Source organism: Pseudomonas sp. zfem001 (genome assembly GCF_032621725.1).
GTDB lineage: Bacteria > Pseudomonadota > Gammaproteobacteria > Pseudomonadales > Pseudomonadaceae > Aquipseudomonas > Aquipseudomonas sediminis.
On sequence record NZ_JAVYJI010000003.1, the window covers coordinates 1 to 18,970 of the forward strand.

Here is an 18,970-nt window from a genome sequence, read left to right on the forward strand (position 1 = left end):
TGGCGCCATTCAATCGGGACAGCGGCTACTACCGAGGTACCCGGCGAGTCTGGGGTGGACGATCCGAAGTCAGGAAGGTGCTCTACATGGCTACGCTGTCGGCCATTCGCAGCCACAACGAGGTCGTGTACAGCTTCTACCGGCGACTTAAGGAACAGGGGAAACCAGGCAAAGTAGCGGTCGTCGCCTGCATGCGGAAATTGCTTACCATCCTCAATGCGATGCTCCGTGATCAGGCTCATTTCAGGCCTCAAGTGGCTTGACGCTGAACACGGTTGCTCGCCCGGCAGGGCGAAATCAACACGTCAGCGCGTAGGGTGTACCGGGACGCCGGCCGCTCGGAAGCAGTACGCCGATGATGTGTTGGACGCAGGTCTCGGCACGGCCTGGCGGGCTGCTCGCTTCGCGAGCGAGGCCGCCCTACGTCAGCAAATAGCCTGGTTGGAGCGCCTTCAGCCGAATGAAACGTTCGGTTTCATGCCCGCCATAACCTTTGACGCCTCGTCCTGACGAAGCCCCCGGATTTCATCCGGGCTACAAAAGCCTGCGCGTGCGGCGCAGGCAAAAAAATCGGGCCTGACGGCCCGAAAAAGTACTCCACCTTGAAGAGTTCGTTTACAGCACGTGCGACTGGTACAGCTCCGTCAGCGCTTCACCGCGCAAGTAGGCCAACTCCGCCGAGCGGCGGTCGCGGGGGCGGGACAGGGGGACGGCCAGTTCGCGTTGCAGGCGGCTTGGTGTACCGCCGAGGATCAGCACGCGGTCGCTGAGGTAGAAGGCTTCGTCGAGGTCATGGGTGACCAGCAGCACGGCGATCTCGTAGCGGGCGGCCAGCTCCACCACCAGATCCTGCAGTTTCATGCGGGTGAAGGCGTCCACCGCGCTGAAGGGCTCATCCAGTAGCAGCACCTGCGGTTTGCCGTACAGCGCACGGGCAATGGCCACGCGCTGGGCCTGGCCACCGGAAAGCTGTTTGGGCAGCGACTCGCCTCGCCCGTGCAGGCCGACGTCACGGAGCAATTGTTCAACCCATTTATTATCCGCCACCCAACCATCGGCGAAGCCAACGTTCTGCGCCACGCTCAGCCAGGGCATCAGCCGGGGCTCCTGGAACACCACGCCGATGCCGCTGCCACGCCCGAAGTTGAGCAGCGGGTTGAGTTCCAACCCGCCCTGATAATCCTGATCCAGCCCGGCGGCGATGCGCAGCAGGGTGCTCTTGCCGCAGCCGGAGGGGCCGAGCAGGCTGACCACTTCGCCAGCGGCCAGGCTCAGGCTGACGTCTTCGAGCACGCGCACGTCAGCGAAGGCCTTGTGGATATTCTGCAGTTTCAGCAGCGCACTCATGCTCCGTCCTCCCCGCCCTGATAGCTGTCGCGCCAGCGCAGGGCGCGGGTTTCCCAAGCCTTGAGCAGGCTGTCGCTGAGTTTGCCGAGCAGCGCCAGCAGCAGGATCGCGGCGATCACCAGATCCGGCCGCGAGGTTTCCCGGCCGTCGCTGAGCAGGTAGCCGAGGCCACGGGTGGCGGCGATCAGTTCGGCGGCGACGAGGAACATCCAGCTCAGGCTGAGCGCGCCGCGCAGGCCGGTGAACAGGCTCGGCAGCGCAGCGGGCAGCAGAATGCGGCGCACCAGCGCCAGCGGCGACAGGCCGTAGAGCCGGCCCACTTCCACCAGTTTGCGGTCGATGTTGCGGATGCCGGCGAGCAGCGCCAGGTACACCGGGAAGAAGGCGCCGAGGGCGATCAGCACGATCTTCGGCGTTTCGTCGATGCCCAGCCAGAGCAGCAGCAACGGTACCCAGGCCAGACTGGGAATCGCCCGCAGAGCCTGGAAGGTCGGTTCCAGATAGGCTTCGGCGCGGCGGCTGAGGCCCACCCAGGTGCCGATGACGATGGCCAGCGCGGCGCCGATGGCAAAGCCGGCGCCGACGCGCAGCAGGCTGGCGTTCAGATGCCGCCACAGTTCGCCGCTCTGCGCCAGCAGGTACAGCGTTTGCGCCACCTGGCTCGGCGCAGGCATCTGGTGCGCGGGCAATGCGCCGCTGCGCACCAGGGTTTCCAGCAGAGCCAGAATCAGCAGGGGCACCACCCAACCACGCAGGTCGGTCAGTGCCGGCCGCCAGCCTGGAAGCCGTTCAGCCCAGCGACCGATGACGAGATTGAGCGCGCCCATCGGTCAGTTCCCCGCCTTGGCCACGTTGCTGCCGATCACCTGAGCGGCCAGTTGCGGCTGGATCAGTTGGTCGACCACCTGAGCTACGTCGGTACCCGGACGCACCAGTTGCTCGTCGAGCAGGATGGGGGCAGAGGCTTTCAGCGCCTTGATGTGTTCGGCGCCCGGCTGCGGATTGCTGAAGTCGGTGCGCGACAGTTGCAGCTTGGCCACTTCCAGCGGCAGTTTGGCTTCGTCGGCGAGCAACTGGGCCAGGGCATCGGGGTTGGCGATGGCCCACTGGCGCGCCTGTTCGTAGGCGGCGATCACCTGTTTGATCAGCTCCGGCTGCTCCTTGGCGAACTTTTCGGTGACGCTGAGCACGCTGTAGCTGTTGAAGTCGCGGTTGCGGTACAGCAGGCGCGAACCGGCCTGCAGCTCGCTGGCGGCCATCAGCGGGTCGAGCCCGGCCCAGGCCTGCACGTCGCCGCGCTCCAGAGCGACGCGACCGTCTGGGTGTTGCAGGTGGACGATCTCCACGTCGTTCTTGTCCAGCCCGGCCTTCTGCAGGCTTTGCAGGAGGAACAGGAAAGGGTCGGTGCCCTTGGTGGCGGCGACCTTTTTACCCTTGAGGTCGGCCAGCGACTGGACGGGCGAGTCCTTGGGCACCACCAGCGCTGTCCACTCCGGACGACTGGCAACGTAGACGGTGTTGATCGGCGCGCCGTTGGCGCGGCTGAGCACGGCGGCCAGGCCGGCAGTGGAGGCGAAATCTGTGCTACCGCCGTTGAGGTATTCCAGCGAGCGGTTGCTGCCCTGGCTGAATGTCCATTTGACGGCGATGCCCTGCGGCGCGAGGGCTTTTTCCAGCAGGCCCTGTTGCTTGAGCACCAGGCTGGTGGGGGCGTAGTAGGCGTAGTCCAGGCGGACTTCTTTCGGTGGTGCGGCATGTACGGCGGCTGGCAACCAGGCGGCGAACAGCGCCGCCAGGCCAACGCGCAAGGCATTCTTTTTCATGGTCATCTCCTCATGGATGGATGGCCTTCCGGCCCGTTGGCGGGCCGGTCAGGAGATGTCACAACTGGGGTTACAGCAGGGTCAGGGTGTAACTCAGGATCAGGCGGTTTTCGTCGGCATCGGTGGCGACGTTGCCGCGCTGGGTCGCATTGCGCCAGGACACGCCGAGGCCTTTCAGCGGGCCGTCCTGCAGGGTGTAGTCGAGGCGGAAGTCGCGCTCCCACTCTTTCAGGTCACCGTTGGCGGAGTCGACGTTGTCGCCCTTGAGGTAGGCGACGCTGGCCTTCAGACCCGGCACGCCGAGTTTGGTGAAGTCATAGCCGTATTCGGCCAGCCAGGTGCGCTCGCCGGCGTTCTGGAACTTGCCGATCTGGCGGTCGGTGATCAGGTAGGACGAGCTGCCGCCGCCCTGGTTGAGGAACGGGAAGGCGCTGTCGCCTTCGACCTGCTGGTAGCCCAGGCTGGCGAAGTGGCTGCCCAGAGTGTAGGTGAACAGCGCGCTCCAGGTCTGGTTGTCGACCTCGCCGGTGCTACTGTCGCCAGCACGCCAGTAGCCGGCGCTGCGGTAGCCATCGGCACGTCCGGAGGCGCTGCCGTTCTTGCCGTCGGAGTTGCTGTCGAAGTAACGCAGGTCGGTCTTCAGCGAACCCGGGCCAATCGCCCAGTTGTGCACTAGGCCGAGGAAGTGCTGTTTGTAGAAGTCTTCCAGGTTGCCGTAGTAGTACTGCAGCGTCAGGTCCTTGGTCAGCTTGTAGTCACCACCGGCGAAGTAGAACTTGTTGGTGTCGGCGTCACCGGTGGCGCCGGCGATACGCAGAGAGATGTCGTCGGTGGAGCTACGGGTCTTGGTGCTTTCCAGCTGGCCCGCGGTCAGGGTCAGGCCGTCGATCTCGTTGGAGGTGATCTGCCCGCCTTCGAAAGTCTGCGGCAGCAGGCGGCCGTCGTTGAAGGTCACCACCGGCAGCTTCGGCAGCAGGGTGCCGATACGCGCCTCGGTCTTGGACAGGCGCACCTTGGCGGTCACGCCGGCCTTGCTGTAGTCGTCCACGGCGCTGCCGTCGCGCTCCAGCGGGAACAGCTGGCCTGGGGTGCGATCACGGCCGGCCTTGCTTGCGGTGCCGCCGGAGTCCAGCTTCACGCCAAGCAGGCCGATGGCATCGAGGCCGAAGCCGACGGTGCCCTGGGTGAAACCGGAACTGTAATTGAAGATGAAACCCTGCCCCCACTCTTGCGCCTCGCCGTTGTTGTTGGCGGTGTTCTTGTTGTTCAGGTCGTAATAGAAATTGCGCAGGCCGATGCTGGCCTTGCTGTCTTCGATGAAACCAGCGGCAGTCGCTTCGGTGGCCAGAGCGGCCAGGGCGACGGCCAGCGCCAGATTGGACTTGTTCATGCTCGATGCTCCAGGTGCTGTATGTGCTGTTTTAGGTTTGGCACTGCACAGGGGCTCGGCAGGACAGCGGACATGGCGCTGGTCTCGGCGGATTGGCATAAGAGCCCCTGATTCGGGCCCGATGCGGTGGTCCGCTGTCGGCTGGTGGCTAATCTACGAAATACGCGTTAATCCCTAAAAAGAATTATTTTCCACCTTGTAGTAACTAAAAGGAATATACGCCTGATCCCGATGCAACTCGGTCCGTAGGAGCCGATTCATCCGCGAATCCTGCGAGCCACTTCTGACGGCTTGCTTCGCCCGCCCGCACAGGCCCCCGCCGCGCCTGACAAACTGGCCTTAGCTAATTCCTAAAAATTATTTAACAACTGCTTTTTATATCGACTAGCTTCTCTTCACCGGATCACCGGACTTCTTTTTCTAAACACTGAAGTACGCGTGATCCGCCGCACCCCATGGCCGGCACGTGTTCGTATCGAGAGCCGCCATGTCCAAGACCCATTCCAAACGCAGCACACTGATCGCCGCCTCGCTGGCCATCGGTCTGCTCGTCGCTCCGCTCACCGAAGCCGCCGAGCAGCTGCGCATCGGCTACCAGAAATCCTCCACGCTGATCAGTCTGCTGAAGAGCCAGGGCACTCTGGAAAAAGCCCTGGCCGATCAGGACATCAGCGTCAGCTGGCACGAATTCCCCAACGGCCAACCGCTGCTGGAGGCGCTCAACGTTGGCAATATCGACCTGTCCGCCGATGTCGCCGACACCGTGCCGGTGTTCGCCCAGGCCGCCGGCGCCGACCTCGCCTATTTCGCCCAGGAAGCGCCCTCCCCCAGCGCGCAGGCGATCATCGTGCGCGAGGATTCGCCGATCAAAACCCTGACCGACCTCAAAGGCAAGAAGGTCGCCGTGACCAAGGCAGCCGGCGTGCACTACCTGCTGATCGCCGCGCTGAACAAGGCTGGCCTGAAATTCAGCGACATCGAACCCGCCTACCTGACCCCTGCCGACGGCCGCGCTGCCTTCGAGAACCGCAAGGTGGACGCCTGGGTCACCTGGGAGCCCTTCCTCAGCGGCGCGCAGCAGCAGTTGCCGACGCGCATCCTCGCCGACGGCAAGGGCCTGGCCGATTACCAACGCTACTACCTGACCAGCGCCAAATTTGCCAAGAGCCACCCGCAGGTGCTGCAGACCGTGTTTGCCGAGCTGGTGAAGACTGGCGACTGGCTGCGCGCCAACCCACGCCAGGCGGCCGAAATCCTTGGTCCGCTGTGGGGCAACCTCGACCCAGCCATCGTCGAGAAGGCGAACGCCAAACGCAGCTATCAGGTGCGCCTGGTGCAGCCGGACAGCCTCGCCGAGCAGCAGAAGATCGCCGATGCCTTCTACAGCGCCAGCCTGCTACCGACCTCGGTGGATGCCCGCGAAGTCAGTATCTGGAGCCCGCAATGAGTGCCGAAGCCCGTCTGCACCCCAGCCTCCGTGACGAGCCGCTGTTCGCCGCGCACCTGTTCCCCGTCGATTTCGGCAGCCGCACGGCCAAGGTCGAACGCCTGGCCCGGCGCCTGGCAGCCAGCGCGGTGGAGCGTGATCGTGCTGGTGGCAGCGCCCAGGCCGAACGCGAACTGTTGCGCGACAGCGGTCTGCTGACCCTGGCCGTGCCGCAGCAGCACGGCGGCCAGGGCGTGGTCTGGCCGGAGATCTACCGCATCGTGCGCTACCTGGCGGCGGTGGACAGCTCGCTGGCCCACCTGTTCGCCTTCCAGCACCTGCAGGTGGCGACCATCCAGCTGTTCGGCAACCCAGATCAGCAGCGCCACTGGCTGACGCGCACGGTGCAGGAGCGCTGGTTCTGGGGCAACGCCACCAACGGTCGCGACACCGGCCTCAAACTCAGCACACGCGAAGAGCATTACGAGCTCAATGGCAGCAAGTCGTTCTGCTCCGGTGCCCTCGGCGCCGACGCGCTGGTGGTCAGCGCACCGCGCGGCAAGAACCCGGAGGATCGCGTGTTCATCGTGCTGCCCAGCCAACGCGAGGGGCTGGCGGTGAACAGCGACTGGGACGGCTTCGGCCAACGCCAGACCGACAGCGGCACGGTGCAGTTCGAGCAGGTATTCGTCGACGCCAGCGAGCTGCTCGGCCCGGTCGGCCCCAGCCCACGCACCACGCTGCGCGCCTGCCTGTCGCAACTGATCCTCACCCAGCTCTACCTGGGCAACGCCCAGGGCGCGCTGGACGCAGCGCTGCGTTACACCCGCGAGCAGAGCCGCGCCTGGCCAGCATCGGGCGTGGCCAATGCCAGCGACGATCCATTTATCCAGCAGCGCTACGGTGAGCTATGGCTGCGCTACCGCAGCGCCCTGCCCCTCGCCGAGCACGCCGCCCAGCGCCTGCAAACCGCCTGGGAAAAACCGGCGCTGACCGCCGCCGAACGTGCCGAAGTGGCGCTGGCCATCAGCGAGGCCAAGGTGGTGGCGGTGCGCGCCGCGCTGGAGATTACCAGCCAGATCTTCGAAGCCATGGGCGCCCGCGCTACCAGCTCGCGCTACGGCTTCGACCGCTTCTGGCGCAACGTGCGCGTGCACAGCCTGCACGACCCCATCGACTACAAGGTGCGCGACCTCGGCCACTGGCTGCTCAGCGGTCAGGGCCCACAAGCGTCGCTGTACAGCTGACAAGGAGGTTAGAGCCACAACCAACATGCATGGAAAACCCATATCTCGCATCGACAAAGGCTAATCAGCCGCAAAACTGCCAACGACAACGAGGTCAACACAATGAAGATCAAGACCCTATTCGGCGCCGGCGCATTGCTTGCCGCCGCTCTGCTGCAATCGGTGACGGCGCATGCCGCAAGCGAATACCTGATCAGCACCGACTGGCTGGAAAAGAACCTGAAAGATCCCAAGGTACGCATCATCGAAGTCAGTGTGGTGCCCGGTGTCTACGAACGCGGGCATATTCCCGGCGCGGCGAACTTCGCCTGGCACAGTGACCTGGTCGACCCGGTACGCCGCGATATCGCCAGCCAGGAAGCCTTCCAGCAACTGCTGCGCAAGGCCGGGGTGAATAACGACAGCACCACGATCATCTACGGTGACAACAACAACTGGTTCGCTGCCTGGGGCGCCTGGGTGTTCGACGTGTATGGCGTCGACAACGTCAAACTGCTCGACGGTGGCCGCGCCAAGTGGGAAGCCGAAGGCCGTCAGCTGGACAGCCGCGCCAGCACACCGAGTGCCGGTAACGTGACCGTGAAGGCAGCCAACAAGGATCTGCGCGCGTTCCTCCCGGACGTGCTCGCAGCCGCCGAGAAGCGCAGCGACACGCAACTGGTGGATATCCGCTCGGCTGACGAATACAACGGCAAGGTCTTCGCTCCGCAAGGCGTGCAGGAGCTGGCCGTGCGCGCCGGCCATGTACCGGGCGCAGTGAACGTGCCCTGGGGCCAGGCGGTCGCTGCTGATGGCACCTTCAAATCGGCTGATGAGCTGAAGAAGGTCTACGGCGCGGTGGGCATCGACGGCAGCAAGCCGATCATCACTTACTGCCGCATCGGCGAGCGCTCCAGCCATACCTGGTTCGCCCTGAAGAAAATCCTCGGCTACGACGTGCGCAACTACGACGGTTCCTGGACCGAATACGGCAATGCCGTGGGCGTACCGGTGGTGAACGTGGCCGGCACCGTCTGGGGCGGCAAATAAGCGAACACTCGGCGCGGTGGTGAATCACGCGTCAGCGATTCACCACCAACGCGAGGTCATCCCCCAAGGCTGATGCTTCCTGCATGAGCGGATTCATCCGCGAATTTCGCGGCTGAAGCCGCTCCTACAAAAAAAATGTCAGTCACGCAAAACGCGGCTCCGGCCGAAACGCCGGGGCAGCTTTCGTCATCACGGTCGGAAAGGACAACCTATGACCGCCAGTATCGTCTCCACTCGCGCAGTGCTGCCCATCACCCTGGCGGGCCTGCTCGCTCTCGCCCTGCTCGCCTTCATCTGGCAACTGTCCGATGGCAGTAACCAGGGCCGCGCCTTCGGCTATTCGCTGGCCAGTGGCGCGCTGTTCGGTCTGTTTCTACAGCGTTCACGCTTCTGCTTCTTCTGCGTGACGCGCGACTTCGTCGAACGCCGTGTGCCGGACGGCCTGCTCGGCCTGCTCGCCGCTCTGGCGGTAGGCAGCATTGGTTATCACGCGGTGTTCGGCGCCTTCCTGCCCGACCCCAGCGGCGGGCGGCTACCACCGGATGCCCATATCGGCCCGCTGAGCTGGGTGCTGGCCCTGGCCGCCACGGTGTTCGGCATCGGCATGGCGATTTCCGGCTCGTGCATCAGTGCGCACCTGTACCGCCTCGGTGAAGGCAACTTCGCCTCACTGGCTGCACTCGCCGGCGCCCTGCTTGGCTTCGCCCTGGGTTTTCTCAGCTGGAATCCGCTGTACCTGGCCGCCCTGCAGGAGGCGCCGGTGCTGTGGTTGCCGGGCAAGCTCGGTTACGGCGGTTCGCTGCTCTTGCAACTGATCCTGCTTGGCGCGCTTGCCGCCTGGCTGCTGCGTTATCGCCAGGCGGGCACAGCTTCCGGGGCAAAGGGGCTATGGTCGCTGCTGTTCGGCGCACGCTGGCCGACCTGGGTCGGCGGCGTGTTGATCGGTGGGCTGGCGGTGCTGGCCTACTTTCGCGTCGCACCGCTGGGGGTGACGGCCGAGCTGGGCAGCCTGGCGCGCACCAGCGCCGATAGCCTGGGCTGGCTACCCGAACGCCTGGAGGGACTCGATGGCTTTTCCGGCTGCGCCACGGTGATCAAGGAAACCCTGCTGTCGAACAACGGCCTGTTCGTCATCGGCCTGGTCAGCGCGGCCTGGGCCAGCGCCCTGGCCGCAGGCGATTTCCGCCCCAGCGGCGGTGCACCACGTGATTGGCTACGCGGCCTGATCGGCGGCGTACTACTGGGCTGGGGCAGCCTGCTGGCGTTGGGCTGCACGGTGGGCACGCTGCTGTCCGGGGTGATGGCCGGCGCGGCGTCGGGCTGGGTGTTCGGCCTGTTCTGCCTGGTTGGCACCCTGCTTGGCTTGAAGCTCAGGCCGTTGCTGCGGTTGGGGTAGTCGGGGTTCGCCTCATTACGCGGCCGCGTCTAGGGCAGCGCGTAGGGCGTACCGGGACGCCCTACGTCAGGCCGTCTTGCTCGGCGAGGCATCCTCGAAGCGGTCGACCTTGCGCAGGCTCTTGAAGCCAAGCATCCAGCCGCCAGTCACGGTCAGGGTGCAGGCGCAACCGATCAGCGCTGCCGGCACCACGCCGAACCAGGCAGCGCTGGTGCCGGCGCGGAATTCGCCGAGCTCGTTGGAAGAGCCGATGAACAGCATGTTCACCGCATTTACACGACCACGCATGGTGTCCGGTGTGGAGAACTGCACCAGCGAGGAACGGATGTACATGCTCACCATGTCCGCGCCGCCGGCCACCACCAGCGCGGCGAACGACAACCAGAACAGGCTGGACAGGGCGAACACCAGGTTGGCCACACCGAACAGGGCCACCGCGCCGAACATCACCAGCCCAACATGGCGGTTGAACGGCTTCATGCTCAGGTACAACCCGACCGACACCTCACCGATGGCCATGGCACTGCGCAGCAGACCGAGGCCTGTCGGCCCAACTTCCAACACCTCCTGGGCGTAGATAGGCAGCAGCGCGATCACGCCGCCGAGCAGCACGGCGAAAAGGTCCAGCGAGATGGTGCCGAGGATGATCGGCCGCGTGCGGATGAAGTGGATGCCCGCGGTAAAACGCGCCCAAGCGGTAGCTTCCAGTGCCTGCATCTTTTCCGCATAGCGCACGGGCACCCGCAACATAAGGGCGGTGCCGGCGAGGAAGCAGGCCAGACACACCGAGTAGGTCAGCCCACCGCCACCGATGGCGTACAGACCACCACCGATCACCGGGCCGGAAATGGTAGCGCCGCGCATGATCATGCTATTAGCGGCGATGGCCGCAGCCAGGCGCTCGCGCGGCACGATCTGCGGCAGCAGGCTCGACAACGCCGGCCCGGTAAAGGCGCGGCCACAGCCGTACAGCACCAGCACGGCGTAGTACCAGGCGACCGGCGCCCCACTCAGCGACAACCATAACAGCGCCCCGGCGCACACGCCCTCGACTAGCCAGCTGAGCATCAGGATCAGCTTACGATCGTAACGGTCGATCAGATCGCCGGCCGGCATCAACAGCACCAGCATGGGAATGAACTGAACCAGGCCGACATAGGCCAGCGACAGCGGGTCGCGCGTCAGGTCGTAAACCTGCCAGGCCACGACGATGGCCTGAATCTGTACGGCGAACACCACCACGATGCGGGCAATGAGAAACGGCAGGAAACCGGGAAGCCGGTAGACGGAAACGGGGGCAGCGGACACGGCAGAAACCTCGAGGCATGACCGGCTAGTGCCGGTCGAGGTGAGCCGGCCAATCTACGTCAAGGCGCTACTGCGGGGCAAACGCGTGAACAGCCTGTTGCACGGATCGAACCCAAGGAAACGTGGAGCGTTCGTAGAAGTGAACCGTGGGTGATGACTGTAGGAGCGCTGCCCCGGCGCGAGACGAGCGCTCATAGCGCATTATCGAGTCGCATGATCCATTCGCCGTGGGGCGCGGCGCCTACAGTCATTGGTAGCGCGGGCGGATGCGGGAGGTCATCCTGCCCGCCAGTATCCAGGCTAGACGAATGCCTGGTCGCCGAAACCGCGCGGCAGGCGCTGGCGGCCCGGCAAGGCTGTCAGGCGCGCTTCCCAGGAGGTGCGCCAGTCATTGACGGCACGCGCGGCCTTCTCACGGCGGGCGGCCCGGCGCGCAGCGTTACGGGCATTACGACGAGCTTCGGTGAAGACTTCGGTCTTGCGGCAATTGCGGCATTTGACCTTGCCCAGCTCGGTGGTGGAAGGCAGTTTTTCACCATGAGAACCACAGGCAAGGTGGCCAGAGACTTTGTAGTGCGTAACCATCGCGTTATCTCCTTGATTGTGGGCGCCCGGCTGCAGCCAGCCGATTTACACCCCTCAGGAAATGTGACTATTAAAGCGCAGCGGTGGTTCATTAACGGCCAGGAGGCATAAGCCGTCTCGCTAGCCACCGGTCCCCCGAGCGGGTCTAATGCCTACTTTTGCCGGAACATCGCGATGCCCCTGAGCCCCGACGAACTCACGCAGATCAGCGCCCTCACCCTGGCCCACTACCAAAGCAGCGCCGAGGACTTTCGCGAGGGCACGCGCGACCATGACGTGAGCCAGAACATCGCCGCGCTGCTGCGTCATATCGAGGGCGAAAAGCCCTGGCGCATCCTCGATTTTGGCTGTGGTCCGGGGCGTGATCTGCGCACCTTCAGCGGCCTCGGCCATACCGCCATCGGCCTCGATGGCTGCGCAGAGTTCGTCACCATGGCGCGCGCCGACAGCGGCTGCGAGGTCTGGCAGCAAAGTTTTCTGGAGCTGGATCTGCCGGCCGGCCACTTCGATGGCATCTTCGCCAACGCCAGCCTGTTCCATGTGCCCGATCAGGAGCTGCCGCGCGTGCTCAGCCAGTTGCAGGCAGCGCTGAAACCAGGCGGCGTGCTGTTCAGCTCCAACCCGCGCGGCGAGAATCAGGAAGGCTGGAACGGCCCGCGCTACGGCAGCTACCACGACCTGGAACGCTGGCGCGCGCGGCTCACGGCGGCCGGTTTCGTCGAGCTGGAACACTACTACCGCCCCGCCGGCCTGCCACGCGACCAGCAGCCCTGGCTGGCCAGCGTGTGGCGACGAGTCGCTTAGCTCACCACCACAGGCATGCGTCGCTCTAGTCGAATACTGGCCGGAAAAAGCTGCGCTCGTAGCTGAGGATGCAGCGCGTCTCTTCAGCGTAGCGGAAGGCCGCCTGGCACTCCGCGTCGGCGAAAGAGTCCTGACGATAGCGCTCGTACTCGGCCAGGCCGGGGAAGCTGAACAGCGCCAGGGCCACGTCGTTGGCGCCCTCGGACGGCAGGAAATAACCGTGGTGCGTGCCGCCGAAGCGCTCTACCAACGGAATCCACAGCTTCGCATAGTGCTCGAATTCCTTGAGTTTGTAGGGATCGACGATATAGCGCAGGTAGCAGCTGATCATGGGCGTCCTTCATTGCGGGTGGATTCGATGAAGCCGGGATATAAACACGGCGAAAAATCCACACGCCATTCTTTTCCCGAATCACGCCAGCAACCGGCGGTGCGCACGGCGCACCCTACCCGGTGACCAGCTGGCGCAAACGCTCGCCATCGATGGCCCGGCACATCCCTTCGGGCTTCTGCATCGGCGAATCCTCGGCAGCCAGCATGGCATTGAGCACCGCCTCGTCGGTGGCCTGCACGGCGGCCAGGTACAGCGCGTCGAAGCACTCGTCGTTGAGGTAGTCGAGGTTCAGGCGCGTCGGCGACACCTGCGGCAAAGGCCGTGGGTTGGCCACGCTGAATGCCAGGAAGATGTCGCCGGAGTTGTTGCCACCCGGCGTGCCGGCCAGGGCGATGCCGAGGCCGGCGCGCTGGGCCAGACGCTTGAGCTGGTGCGGCAGCAGCGGCGCGTCGGTGGCGAGGATGACGATGATCGAGCCGCGCTCGCGCTCCAGCCCGACTGGCAGTTCATCTTCCAGGCGCTCGCCGACCGGCACGCCACAGACCTTGAGCCAGGCGCGCTGGCCATGGTTGGCCTGCACCAGGGCGCCGAGGGTGTAGGTCTGGCCGTCGATCTCGACAAGGCGCGAGGCACTGCCGGTGCCGCCCTTGTAGCCGTAGCAGATCATGCCGTTGCCGCCGCCGACGTTGCCCTCGGCGATGGCCCCGCCTTTTGCAGCGTCCAACGCGGCCAGGGCATCGGCCTCGCTGACGTGCTGGCCGTTGATGTCGTTGATCACCCCGTCGTAGGTCTCGGCCACCACCGGCATCGCCCACAGGTGCTCGCGCTGCCAGGAATCGGCGTACTGGCGGATCGTCCAGCGCGCGGCGGCATGGTGAACGATACCGACGCTGTGCGAGTTGGTGATGCACAGCGGGCCGACGAAGTAGCCGCCGTGTTCGATCCAGTGCGTGCCGGTCATCTCGCCATTGCCGTTGAGCGCATGGAAGCCCGCCCACACTGGCTGCGGCTCGCTATCGCGGCCACGCGGCAGGATGGCGGTGACGCCGGTCTGGATGCGCCGGCCGTTGTCGGCCACGCCATCGAGGGTGCGGTAGCCGACCAGCACGCCGGGCACGTCGGTGATGGCGTTGTACGGGCCGGGGGTGCCGGGCAGCGGCAGGCCGAGTTCGCGGGCGCGAGGTTTAGCCATGGGAGTCATCCTGGGAAGTGGCGGGCTTGCGATTGCGCAGGTACAGGCCGAGGGCGGCGATCAGCAGCGAGGCAATCAGCAGCAGGGTGGCGATGGCGTTGATCTCTGGCTTGATGCCGCGGCGGATCATGCCGTAGATGAAGACCGGCAGCGTGGTGGAGTCCACCCCGGCGATGAAGTAGGTGATCACCAGATCGTCCATCGAGATGATGAACGCCAGCAGCGCGCCACCGACCACGCCGGGCAGGATCTGCGGCAGGGTCACCCGCCGGAAGGTCGTCCACGGTGACGCGCCAAGATCGGCCGAGGCCTCTTCCAGGCGCGTGTCCATGCCGGCCAGACGTGCGCTGACGATCAGGAACACATAACTGATCAGGAAGGTGCAATGGCCGATGATGATCGAGCCCTTACCCAGCGGCATGCCGACACCGACGAAGAAGATCAGCAGGGCGATGCCGAGCACGATGTCGGGCATCAGCATCGGCATGAACAGCAGCACCCGGTAGAACTTCTGCAGACGGAAGCGATAGCGCGCAATCGCCAGCGCGGTGAGTGTGCCGATCACGGTAGAGATCGCCGTGGTGGTCAGCGCCACCACCAGGCTGGTGCGCAACGCAGCCAGCAACTGGTCGGTGGATTCGACGTACAGCGCGTTCTCGCTGAGGTTGGTGGACAGGCCGAACAGCGAGCGATACCAGTCGAGACTGAAGCCGTCCCAGATCATCATGTTGATCGGGTTGCTGTTGAACGAGTAGGCGACGATCAGGCCGATCGGCAGGTACAGGAAGACGAAGAAGGCCAGGCTGTAGCCGCCCAACAGACGGCGCCCGAGGTTGGCGAGCAGGGTGGTCATCGGCTGGCCTCCTGTGCGCTGTTGCGCCCTTGCACCAGCACGTAGAGCACCAGGCACACCAGCACTGCAGCCATCAGCAGCATCGCCAGGGCGGCGCCGAACGGCCAGTTGCGCGCTGCGAGGAACTGCTGCTCGACCAGGCTGCCGATCATCAGCACGCGCGCGCCGCCGAGCAGCGACGGCACGATGAAGTTACCCAGGCTGGGGATGAAGACGATGATCGAGCCGGCGGCGATGCCCGGCAGGGTCAGCGGGAAAATCACTTTCCAGAAACTCTGCCAGCGGCTCGCACCGAGGTCGGCCGAGGCTTCCAGAAGGCGCTTGTCGAGCTTCTCGACGCTGGCGTAGACGGGCATGAACATGAACGGGATGAAGATGTAGGTCATGCCGATCAGCACTGCCGTCTCGGTGTAGATCAGCTCCACCGGGTTGTAGAAGCCCAGCGCCGCCAGCGCGGTGTTGATCACGCCGCTGGGACGCAGGATCAGCAGCCAGGCGTAGAGGCGCACGATCAGGCTGGTGAAGAACGGCAGGGTGATCAGGAACAGGCAGAAGTTGCGCATCCGCTCCGGCTGGCGCGCCACCCAGAAGGCTGCCGGGTAGCACAGCGCCAGGGTCGCCAGCACGGTCAGCGCGGCCAGCTTGAACGAGCGCAGGATGATTTCCAGGTAGACCGGATCGAATTCCTCGTTGACGCCATCGGCCCAGCCCAGCACGCGACCGAAGTTGTCCGGGTAGAAGCTCCACTCGACGCCGCCGTAGAGCCCCGGTTCGAGCAGGCTGTAGACGGCCATGATGGTCAGCGGGGCAAGGAAGAACACACCGATGATCAGCGTCACCGGGGTCAGCAGGCCGACCAGGCGCAAGCGCTCGCGCAATGGCATCAGGCACCTCCGGGGATCAGGTGCGCGGCCGTAAGCCCGTACCAGAGCTGCACGTTGTCGCCCGCGCGCAGGCGTTGCGGCGCGGCGTCACGCAGCACCGCCTTGACCAGGCGACCGTGCGCGGTACGCAGCAGCAACTCGAAGTCCTTGCCGATGAACAGCAGTTGTTCCAGGCGCCCTTCCAGCGCGACGAAACCTTCGCCGGGGCACTGCAGATGGAATTGTTCGGGGCGCAGCATGAGCTGGGCGCTCTGGCCGAGACGCAGGTCGGGGTGGCGTGCCTGCAACAGGTCGCCCTGGCTGTCGAGCAAGTAGGCGATGCCGTCATTGACCGAGCCGACGTGCACGTCGAACAGGTTGCTCTCGCCGATGAAACCGGCGACGAAGGCGTTGGCCGGGCGGTGGTAGATCTCCGCGGGAGCGCCGATCTGCTGGATATGACCGCCATTGAGCACGACGATGCGGTCGCTCATGGTCAGCGCTTCTTCCTGATCGTGAGTGACGAAGACGAAGGCGATGCCCAGCGTATGCTGGAGGTTCTTCAACTCGCGCTGCATGGCCTGGCGCAGTTGGCGGTCGAGCGCCGACAGCGGCTCGTCGAGCAGCAGCAGGGCCGGGCGATCGACGATGGCGCGGGCCAGCGCCACACGTTGCTGCTGACCGCCGGACAGCTGGCCGGGCTTGCGCCGCTCCATGCCGGCCAGGCCGACCATCTCCAGCGCCTCGCCGACGCGCTGGCGTTTCTCGGTCTTGCCGACGCCGCGCACATCCAGCGCATAGCCGACGTTGTCGCCGATGCTCATGTGCGGAAACAGCGCGTAGCTCTGGAATACCGTGTGCACCGGGCGGCGGTGTGGCGGTACGAGGTTCATCGACTGGCCCTGGATCAGCAGCTCGCCGCCATCGAGTTGCTCAAAGCCGCTGATGGTACGCAGCAAGGTGGTCTTGCCGCAGCCGGACGGCCCCAGCAGGGTGACGAACTCATTGCTGCCGACAGCCAGGTCGAGGCCGTCGAGTGCACGCACCAAGTGCCCTTCCGGCGCACGGTAGTGCTTCACCGCGCCACGGATCTCGACCACCGGCGCAGTTTTGGTGAAAGCGGTCATGGAGGACTCCATCGATATCGGAGTGATCGCGGCTGAAGCCCCTCCCACAGGGAACCTGCAATCCGTGGGAGGGGCTTCAGCCGCGACCTAACTGCACAAGCTGACTCAGTTGGCGGTACGCACGCGCGTCCACACCCGGTCGTACTGCTTCAGACCCTTGCCGATATCTTCGAAGATCTGCAGCTTGGCCATCACCTCGGCCGGCGGGTTGACCTGCGGGTTGTCACGCAGCTCGGCGGGCAGCAACTTCAGCGCTTCCTTGTTCGGCGTGCCGTTCATCTGCTGCGCGGTGTTCAGCGCGGCGATCTCCGGCTGCAGGAAGAAGCTCATGAAGCGCTTGGCGTTGGCCTTGTTCGGCGCGCTCTTGAGCACGCACATGTCCTCCTGGTACATCGTCGCGCCTTCCTTGGGGATGACGTAGGCGAGGTTCTGCGGGTCCTGCTTCACGTACATCATGGCGCCGACGAAATAGTGCGAGGCGGCGGCGTCGCCGGATTGCACCATCGGCACACTGTCGTAGGTGAAGGCGGCGATCAGCGGCTTGCGCTCGATCAGCCAGTCGGCGGCCTGCTTGAGCTCGGCTGGTTCGGTGCTGTTGACCGACTTGCCGTCCTTGATCAGGCCGACGCCGAGGGTCTCGCGCATGTCGTCGAGCATGATCACCTTCTTGCCGGCCTTGGCCTCGGCGAAGAAGTCATCCCAGCTCTCGATCGGTTTGGAGACCTTGTTCTTGTTGTAGAAGATGCCCACCGTGCCCCAGGCGTAGGGCATGCAGTACTCACCCTTGGGGTCGGATTTCGAGCGCAGGAAGGCCGGGTCGATATTGGCGAAGGCGGCATCCTGGTTGACGTCAGTCTTCTCCAGCAGGCCGAGGGCGGCCATGGTGTCGTGCATGTGTACCGAGGGGAATACGATGTCGTAGCCCTTGGCACCGGCCTGCAGCTTGGCCAGCATCTCTTCGTTGCTGCCGTAGGTGTCGAGCGACACCTTGATGCCGGTCTCGGCGGTGAAGCGGGTCAGCACCTCGGGGTTGATGTAGTCGCCCCAGTTGTATAGGCGCAATTCTTCGGCGGCCTGGGCGGCGCCGGTGACGAGGCCGCTGCCAAGCGCGACGCACAGGGCGAGATGACGCAGTATGGGCATGTTCCTGTTCTCCACTGTTGTGGCCGCGCAGGGCGCGACATTTGCTTGTTGCGGCAGGAAGCGCGAGCGTCGACTGCGAGGTGGAAAGACTTCTGCTGGCTCTCTCACCCAAACAGCGGCCAATCGACAGCTCTTTGCGTTACGGCTGCAGAGTAGAATATATTTATTCCAAAGATCAATACTCTGACATTTAAATGTCAGAACGTTTTGGCATGGCAGGGGAATCGGACATGCTCGATGGCAAGATGCAACACCTGGAAGGCAAGCTGACGCCGGCCGAGCGCACCCTGTGGGTCTACATCCAGGCCAACCTGGAAACCCTCGCTTTCGAGAACGGCGCAAGCCTGGCGGCCAAGAGCGGGGTCAGCCCCAACACCGTCAGCCGCTTCCTGCGCCGGCTGGGCTACAAGGGACTGAAAAGCCTCAAGGACGAGCTGCGCGACGAAGTGCGCGTGCAATCGCTGCTCAACCCGGCGCTGATCGAGCGGGTCGAGCAACCGGAAGACCTGGTGGCCCACCTCAACGAGGAAATCGAAGCCCTGCGTGCCTTCGCCGAACTGCTCGGCAGCCAGCACTGGCGCGACATCGTGGCGCGCGTGGGGGACGCCGAACGCGTGTTCGTCTGCGGCTTCCAGACCATTCGCGGACTGGCCGAGGACTTCGCCAACCGCCTGGCCCTGGTGCGCTCGGGCGTGGAATTTCTCGATCTCTACAGTGGTGTGCTCGGCCAGTGGCTGGACAGCCACAACCAGCGCTGCTGCGTGATCCTCATCGACATCGCGCCCTACGCCGACGCCGGCATCGCCTTCGCCAACAACTGCCTGAAGCAGAACGCCGACCTGGTGGTGTTCACCGACGAATACGGCATCGCCAAACATATCGACACGCCATACATCGTCACCATGAAGACCAAGACCGGCTTGATCCTAGAATCCACCGGCGGCCTGACCAGCGCTCTGAACGTGCTGCTGCACTGCGTGGCCAGCGACCACAAGGATCAGCTCAAGGAGCGCCTCGGCGCCTACCGGGCGCGGGTCGAGAGCCTCAAGCTGTATCGCACCTGAAAGAACCGGCCCGGCATTGCGACATCCGCTGTCCCTGCA

At 64.7% G+C, this 18,970-nt stretch carries 19 protein-coding genes; 7 read left to right on the forward strand and 12 right to left on the reverse strand.

Annotated elements, in window-relative coordinates:
* On the forward strand, positions 1–263 hold a 263-nt coding region (locus RTH74_RS12100; protein WP_316914826.1), incomplete at its 5' end, for a transposase.
* A 352-nt stretch (positions 264–615) separates the two neighbouring features.
* Here RTH74_RS12100 and RTH74_RS12105 read toward each other — a convergent pair.
* The 4 genes from RTH74_RS12105 to RTH74_RS12120 all read right to left on the reverse strand — a co-directional run bounded on the left by RTH74_RS12105 (position 616) and on the right by RTH74_RS12120 (position 4,560).
* Complete coding sequence (locus RTH74_RS12105; RefSeq protein ID WP_316914827.1) at positions 616–1,347, reverse strand: ABC transporter ATP-binding protein; 732 nt, start codon at positions 1,345–1,347, stop codon at positions 616–618.
* A complete protein-coding gene (locus RTH74_RS12110) occupies positions 1,344–2,174 on the reverse strand; it encodes an ABC transporter permease (protein WP_316914828.1) in 831 nt (276 codons plus the stop codon). The genes RTH74_RS12105 and RTH74_RS12110 overlap by 4 nt, the downstream gene beginning before the upstream one ends.
* A 3-nt stretch (positions 2,175–2,177) precedes the next feature.
* Entirely contained in the window at positions 2,178–3,170 is a 993-nt protein-coding gene (locus RTH74_RS12115; protein ID WP_055985316.1) for an aliphatic sulfonate ABC transporter substrate-binding protein, read from the reverse strand.
* A 70-nt stretch (positions 3,171–3,240) separates the two neighbouring features.
* Entirely contained in the window at positions 3,241–4,560 is a 1,320-nt protein-coding gene (locus tag RTH74_RS12120) for an OprD family porin (RefSeq protein ID WP_316914829.1), read from the reverse strand.
* Between the two features lie 487 nt (positions 4,561–5,047).
* Here RTH74_RS12120 and RTH74_RS12125 point away from each other — a divergent pair, with 487 nt between their 5' ends.
* From RTH74_RS12125 to RTH74_RS12140, 4 genes are all read left to right on the forward strand, one after another.
* On the forward strand, positions 5,048–6,007 hold the full coding sequence (locus RTH74_RS12125) for an aliphatic sulfonate ABC transporter substrate-binding protein (RefSeq protein WP_316914830.1): 960 nt from the start codon (positions 5,048–5,050) through the stop codon (positions 6,005–6,007).
* The gene (locus RTH74_RS12130; protein WP_316914831.1) at positions 6,004–7,233 is read left to right on the forward strand and encodes an acyl-CoA dehydrogenase family protein; all 1,230 of its coding nucleotides are present in this window, start codon (positions 6,004–6,006) and stop codon (positions 7,231–7,233) included. The genes RTH74_RS12125 and RTH74_RS12130 overlap by 4 nt, the downstream gene beginning before the upstream one ends.
* Before the next feature lie 102 nt (positions 7,234–7,335).
* Positions 7,336–8,262: a sulfurtransferase gene (locus RTH74_RS12135; RefSeq protein ID WP_316914832.1), complete on the forward strand. Its 927-nt coding sequence runs from the start codon at positions 7,336–7,338 to the stop codon at positions 8,260–8,262.
* Between the two features lie 211 nt (positions 8,263–8,473).
* Positions 8,474–9,658, forward strand: a complete 1,185-nt coding sequence (locus RTH74_RS12140; RefSeq protein ID WP_316914833.1) for a YeeE/YedE family protein — start codon at positions 8,474–8,476, stop codon at positions 9,656–9,658.
* A gap of 66 nt (positions 9,659–9,724) precedes the next feature.
* Here RTH74_RS12140 and RTH74_RS12145 read toward each other — a convergent pair whose 3' ends face one another.
* Together RTH74_RS12145 and RTH74_RS12150 are read right to left on the reverse strand one after the other, a co-directional pair.
* Complete coding sequence (locus RTH74_RS12145) at positions 9,725–10,966, reverse strand: MFS transporter (protein ID WP_316914834.1); 1,242 nt, start codon at positions 10,964–10,966, stop codon at positions 9,725–9,727.
* Positions 10,967–11,266: 300 nt separating this feature from the next.
* On the reverse strand, positions 11,267–11,551 hold the full coding sequence (locus tag RTH74_RS12150; protein ID WP_041980354.1) for a hypothetical protein: 285 nt from the start codon (positions 11,549–11,551) through the stop codon (positions 11,267–11,269).
* Positions 11,552–11,725: 174 nt separating this feature from the next.
* Between RTH74_RS12150 and RTH74_RS12155 the strand changes: the two genes are divergently transcribed.
* Positions 11,726–12,355, forward strand: a complete 630-nt coding sequence (locus RTH74_RS12155; protein ID WP_017676025.1) for a class I SAM-dependent methyltransferase — start codon at positions 11,726–11,728, stop codon at positions 12,353–12,355.
* Between the two features lie 25 nt (positions 12,356–12,380).
* Here RTH74_RS12155 and RTH74_RS12160 read toward each other — a convergent pair whose 3' ends face one another.
* The 6 genes from RTH74_RS12160 to RTH74_RS12185 form a co-directional block, all read right to left on the reverse strand.
* Positions 12,381–12,686, reverse strand: a complete 306-nt coding sequence (locus RTH74_RS12160) for an NIPSNAP family protein (protein WP_316914835.1) — start codon at positions 12,684–12,686, stop codon at positions 12,381–12,383.
* 115 nt (positions 12,687–12,801) lie between these two features.
* Positions 12,802–13,881 carry a P1 family peptidase gene (locus RTH74_RS12165; protein ID WP_316914836.1) on the reverse strand — a complete coding sequence of 360 codons (1,080 nt, stop codon included), beginning with the start codon at positions 13,879–13,881 and terminating at the stop codon, positions 12,802–12,804.
* Positions 13,874–14,734 (reverse strand): ABC transporter permease, encoded by an 861-nt coding sequence (locus RTH74_RS12170; RefSeq protein ID WP_316914837.1) that lies wholly within the window; start codon positions 14,732–14,734, stop codon positions 13,874–13,876. Before RTH74_RS12170 ends, RTH74_RS12165 begins: the two co-directional genes overlap by 8 nt.
* A complete protein-coding gene (locus RTH74_RS12175; RefSeq protein ID WP_316914838.1) occupies positions 14,731–15,618 on the reverse strand; it encodes an ABC transporter permease in 888 nt (295 codons plus the stop codon). The genes RTH74_RS12170 and RTH74_RS12175 overlap by 4 nt, the downstream gene beginning before the upstream one ends.
* Positions 15,618–16,724, reverse strand: a complete 1,107-nt coding sequence (locus tag RTH74_RS12180) for an ABC transporter ATP-binding protein (RefSeq protein ID WP_316914839.1) — start codon at positions 16,722–16,724, stop codon at positions 15,618–15,620. Before RTH74_RS12180 ends, RTH74_RS12175 begins: the two co-directional genes overlap by 1 nt.
* A gap of 105 nt (positions 16,725–16,829) precedes the next feature.
* Positions 16,830–17,867, reverse strand: coding sequence for a spermidine/putrescine ABC transporter substrate-binding protein (locus RTH74_RS12185; RefSeq protein WP_316914840.1), 1,038 nt, complete (start codon positions 17,865–17,867; stop codon positions 16,830–16,832).
* 194 nt (positions 17,868–18,061) lie between these two features.
* On the opposite strand from RTH74_RS12185, the gene RTH74_RS12190 reads away from it, so the two are divergent.
* Complete coding sequence (locus RTH74_RS12190; protein ID WP_316914841.1) at positions 18,062–18,931, forward strand: MurR/RpiR family transcriptional regulator; 870 nt, start codon at positions 18,062–18,064, stop codon at positions 18,929–18,931.
* The last annotated feature ends 39 nt before the right edge of the window (positions 18,932–18,970 follow it).